Consider the following 4,083-nt stretch of genomic DNA (forward strand, 5'->3'; position numbering starts at 1 on the left):
CACTTTCAAAAAAAATCACTTAGAACAAATCCCTTAGCATAAATCCCTTAAATCAAGTTATATGACCTAAATCACATAACTAGCCAAAATATCATCGTAATGACCCGTTGCTTTTAAAATCAAATCACATAACTCACGAACAGCCCCTTGTCCGCCTGAGCGTGTGGTAACCATATCCACACGTTTGATAACCTCACCATTGGCATTTGCCACGGCTACAGCAAATCCGACCGATTGTAAGGCTTTGATATCTGGCCAATCATCACCGATATAAGCACACTCTGCTAGCGAGATACCAATATTAGCTAACAATTCATTGAGCGCCGTCAATTTGTCTTCCCGCCCTTGCACGAGATGGGTGATTTTTAATTCTTTGGCGCGATGTGTGACAATGTCGCTAGTACGACCCGTTATAATGGCAGTTTGAATCCCTGCTTGGTGAATACGCTGAATACCAAAGCCATCTTGAACATTAAAGCCTTTGGTTTCAACCGTATTGGCGTCATAGATAATTTTTCCATCAGACAGCACACCATCCACATCCATGACCAATAGTTTAACGTTTTTTGCTTTAGTGAGCAGACTTTGCATGACCTTATCCTTATCCTTATTATTGTAAGCCTAGTTAATTTAAGCCTATTAATTCACACCCGCATGCAGTAGCTCATGCAAGGTCAAAATACCCGCTAAAGTCTTATCATCATTAATGATTAATAGCTGATTTATCTTTTGTTCATTCATTAATGTCAGCGCATCAGACGCACGCACATCAGGATTGACGGACTTTGGATTGGTTGACATCACCTGACTAATCGGCGTATCAAGTCCCAACTGGCGCGCTAAGCCACGGCGCAAGTCGCCATCGGTGAATACACCCACGACTTGATTGTTTGCATTGGTAATTACCGTCATCCCCAGTCTGCCACCCGTCATACTAAACAAGGCTTCGTTAAGCGTCGAATGCTCATCAATGGTTGGCAGGTTATTCACATGCATTAAGTCTTTTACTTGGGTTAATAATTTGCGACCCAATGCCCCTGCAGGGTGTGATAAAGCAAAATCTTCTGAGGTAAAATGCTTACTATGCACCAATGCCACCGCTAGCGCATCTCCTAGCGCCAAGGTAGCTGTGGTACTTGATGTCGGTGCCAATCCAAGGGGACAAGCTTCTTCAGACGCCCCTAAAGTCAACGCCACATCGGCAGATCTTGGTAAAATACCGCGTTTGTCACGGCTGATACTAATGAGCGGAATGCCCAGTTTTTTTACCACAGGCAATAACGTACGGATTTCATCTGACTCACCTGAGTTCGAGATGCCAATTAACACATCGCCTTTGACCAACATGCCTAGGTCGCCATGACCTGCTTCACCAGGATGCATAAAAAAAGACGGCGTTCCCGTTGAGGCAAAGGTCGCCGCAATTTTGCGACCAATAAGCCCTGACTTACCCATGCCTGTCACCACCACACGCCCCTGACAGTTTTCGATCAAATGGCAAGCGGTCACAAATCGTTCATCTAGCTGTTCAATCAGCAAATCTAAAGCATGTTGTTCCGTTTTGATAGCGTCTTTGGCATGCTTTAAATAATCAACCGATGCATCCAAGATAATTCCTCACTAATTTTTCAAAATCACTTTTTGTGCGCTTAATCGCTCAGCCATCAGCAACCTTAAAAGCTAAAATTTAAACTTTTTCAAACTGTATCATAGCGCAATTTAAGCCAATATTCACGGGATAAGTCCGAAAATACATATTTTGACAACATTTCATCGAGTTTATATTAACAATCCACGCATTGCTAAATCAGCCCCAAATAAACTATAAAAGACGAGCTATAAAAGCTATAAAAAATGGCGAACACTGATAGGGTTCGCCACGTAATATCATGTTTGGAATTTAAAAGTTAATACTTGTCTTCGCCATTGCCGTTGGCATCATCGTCAAAATTAGTATCATCTTTGGCAGGCTCAAAATTCATAGTGTCATAGCCGCTATCAAAACCACGGTCGGTAAAACCACTGCGATCATACGGTGCTTGGGCAAACCCTGTACGCTCGTGCGAATAGCCACGTGGGTCATTGTCATAACCGCCGCTATCAAAACCGCGATCGCCAAAACCACCACGATTAGCAAACCCTGTGCGATTTGCGCCATAGCCCTGTGGTTCAAAACCGCCTGTTTGACCAAAGCCCAGTTGGCTAGATTGGCCGTATCCACTTGCCCCTGGCATGGGCGTGGCTGAACGGGGATTACGGGCAGGTACTACCGTTGAAATGGCGTGTTTGTAGACCATTTGACTGACGGTGTTTTTGAGTAATACCACATATTGATCGAAAGATTCGATTTGACCTTGAAGTTTGATGCCATTGACTAAAAAAATAGACACTGGAATACGGTCTTTACGTAAAGAGTTTAAGAAAGGGTCTTGTAGTGTTTGACCTTTTGACATAGGTTTCTCCCAGAAATAAACAGAAAGTTGGTTAAATTATTATATTTTTAAACGAATTTTTAATTATACCTTATTAGCTTAATATGGATTGTCGAATCACCATATTAGATAAGCACTCAAATAGTATCACCCAAGCATGTCACTGCTGTTAACTTGTTTTTATTAGCAAATTTCTTGCTTGATCAATAGTTGCCAAGGGTCTGATATCAAAACGCTCAACCAATTGTTGTGTGCTAACCAGCTTACGCATCCATGTATATTGGCGTTTTGCTAACTGTCTTGTAGCATATAATGCCTCATTTTGCATAGTTTGTCTATAATCTTGAATTGGGGAGCTGTGCGTGTTTAGTAAAAAACGCGCCACATCATCATGAAAATTTTCTTCATTATTATCATATGTAAACAATGTTGTATTTTGTATTTTTTCTAAAAAATCCCAAGCTTGCCGGTAGCCAACGCAGCGCATGGATGGCAGATCAGCCCTGAGGTGATATTGTTGTCGCAGGACAATCACTTCCTGCAAAAAACCTTGTTGCCACATGATATCTAACCGAAGTGCGATACGCTTGTGTAACCAATCGCGATCTGGCATCACAGCTAAAATTTGCCAATGCTGATGTGGGTTATCAGCCAATGCCCTAGCGGGCTGATTCTGCCAAGCACTTAATGGCTTACCTGTTTGCAGATAGATTTCCACCGCTCTGCCAATTCTTTGGGTGTCTGTGGTTTTGAGTTGCTTAGCAAGGATAGGATCTACCTGGGTTAAATAAGCATGTAGCTGTTCAATCCCCTGCTCGGCAATCAATTGGGTGACTTGTTGGCGAATCTCAGGCAAGGTTGCTGGGATATCATTAATACCTTGAATCAGTGCCATATAGTACATCATGGTTCCACCCACCAGCACAGGGGTTTTATTTTGCTGATGAGCAAGATTGATATGATAGTCCACATCGCTTACAAACTGGGCAACGCTGTAGCTTTGCTCAGGACTGATGATGTCAACGAGGGCATGTGGATAGTGTACCAATTCTTCACGTGTCGGTTTGGCGGTACCGATATTCATATCCCGATAAATCAAGGCAGAATCTACCGAAATAAGACGATATTTGCCTGTTTCGTAAAGTTCATAAGCCAACGCTGTTTTACCACTGGCAGTAGGTGCTATAAGGCAAATCACGTCTTGTTTATCGGCTGTTATCATAGCTTATTCTAGGGATTGTTAAGGTGAATAGGGAGGTAACTAGGGATTAGGTAAATGCGACTGCGACAGCAGCCATTGTAGCATGTCAGCTTCACTGACTCGAATGGCATTATCGGCAATGTGGGTAAAATCAGCTTGATTCAAATAAGATTGAACATAGGCTTTATCATCACTGTCTATATGATGATATTGTAAATCAATCAGATAAAAATATCCTTGCCAAAAAATTAAAGCAAAAGTTTGATGCTGGTTTTCACATTGATGCTGTCTTTCAAATTCATGCTTGTTTTCAAATAAGGTTACTAGCTGTATCGCGTCGCTATCCGTTAACCTATCAACAGCACCCTTTCTTGCCACCTGATAAATCGACTGATTTTCGGCAACATGGGTTAGCTCATGGGTGGCGTTGGGTTTCTCACCCGTCTTTAT

5 protein-coding genes are annotated in these 4,083 nt (G+C 42.3%); all 5 read right to left on the minus strand.

Going from position 1 to position 4,083, the window contains the following annotated elements; all coding sequences use genetic code 11:
* Positions 1 to 66 precede the first annotated feature (66 nt).
* Entirely contained in the window at positions 67 to 591 is a 525-nt protein-coding gene (locus tag RT143_RS05395) for a KdsC family phosphatase (RefSeq protein ID WP_313091682.1), read from the minus strand.
* A gap of 48 nt (positions 592 to 639) precedes the next feature.
* Positions 640 to 1,608 carry a KpsF/GutQ family sugar-phosphate isomerase gene (locus RT143_RS05400; RefSeq protein ID WP_095355691.1) on the minus strand — a complete coding sequence of 323 codons (969 nt, stop codon included), beginning with the start codon at positions 1,606 to 1,608 and terminating at the stop codon, positions 640 to 642.
* A gap of 299 nt (positions 1,609 to 1,907) precedes the next feature.
* Complete coding sequence (hfq, locus tag RT143_RS05405; protein ID WP_313091684.1) at positions 1,908 to 2,453, minus strand: RNA chaperone Hfq; 546 nt, start codon at positions 2,451 to 2,453, stop codon at positions 1,908 to 1,910.
* 148 nt (positions 2,454 to 2,601) lie between these two features.
* The gene (gene miaA / locus RT143_RS05410) at positions 2,602 to 3,654 is read right to left on the minus strand and encodes a tRNA (adenosine(37)-N6)-dimethylallyltransferase MiaA (RefSeq protein ID WP_313091686.1); all 1,053 of its coding nucleotides are present in this window, start codon (positions 3,652 to 3,654) and stop codon (positions 2,602 to 2,604) included.
* 39 nt (positions 3,655 to 3,693) lie between these two features.
* On the minus strand, positions 3,694 to 4,083 hold a 390-nt coding region (locus RT143_RS05415; RefSeq protein WP_313091688.1), incomplete at its 5' end, for a hypothetical protein.

Source organism: Moraxella sp. CTOTU48268 (assembly GCF_032069585.1).
GTDB lineage: Bacteria > Pseudomonadota > Gammaproteobacteria > Pseudomonadales > Moraxellaceae > Faucicola > Faucicola cinerea.